The sequence below is a fragment of the Bartonella vinsonii subsp. vinsonii genome (assembly GCF_902825235.1).
In the GTDB taxonomy this organism is placed as follows: domain Bacteria; phylum Pseudomonadota; class Alphaproteobacteria; order Rhizobiales; family Rhizobiaceae; genus Bartonella; species Bartonella vinsonii.
Genome location: NZ_CADEAJ010000041.1, coordinates 1 through 726, shown reverse-complemented (window position 1 = coordinate 726; position 726 = coordinate 1). Strand labels below are relative to the sequence as shown.

Below are 726 nucleotides of genomic sequence, written 5' to 3'. Positions count from 1 at the left end.
TGCTATGTCCTTCTTGCTTGCTCCCACCCCAATAATCTGTCTCACTGCGTTGATAACCAAAATCCCACGCATCATTCATCCCTAAAATATTTTCACCCTTTAAGCCTGCACTATAACGCGCATAACCCGTAGAAGCTTGCCCCATATTGTCATGAGAAACAGTAACCTTGAAAGCTTTCTCAGGGTGATTGCTAATATTAACAATGGTACCACCATCTTCACGACCCGGTAGAAGTTCACTTTTGGCATGCGCTGACTGAAGTCTGTTGATCTGATCAAGCCCCTGTTCAATATCGCGCATGTTCAGAACATGACCTTTAAGCCTAGGAAAAGCACTCCATACAACATTGTTATAACGAGATGTCGGTAAACCATTATAATAAATATCTGAAAGCTTTCCCTCAACAACAACAAATTTGAGCATCTTGCTGTTTTTGATATCTTGATCAGGAATGTAAAAACGCGCCGTCACATAGCCTTGATCCAAATAAACTTTGGTTAATTGTTTGATTAAGAGCTGAATATCGACAAGACCGATACATCTTCCAACATAAGGCTCTGTTACGGCTGATATAGAGCGCTTTTTGACATGATGCGCACCCTCAACAACAATAGCATGAATTGGAAAACATTGTTTCCCACCCAAAAGCGTTTCTGGATTTTGCTCTGAAGGCGTCTTGATCCTTTTAGGCGTTAAAGCGCGTAAATTCTCAATTCTTTCTAATC

Annotated in this window: 1 protein-coding gene; it reads right to left on the bottom strand. The window is 40.9% G+C overall.

Annotated features, from left to right (window positions below):
- On the bottom strand, positions 1–726 hold a 726-nt coding region (locus J7R12_RS08600; RefSeq protein ID WP_208439068.1), incomplete at both ends, for a POTRA domain-containing protein.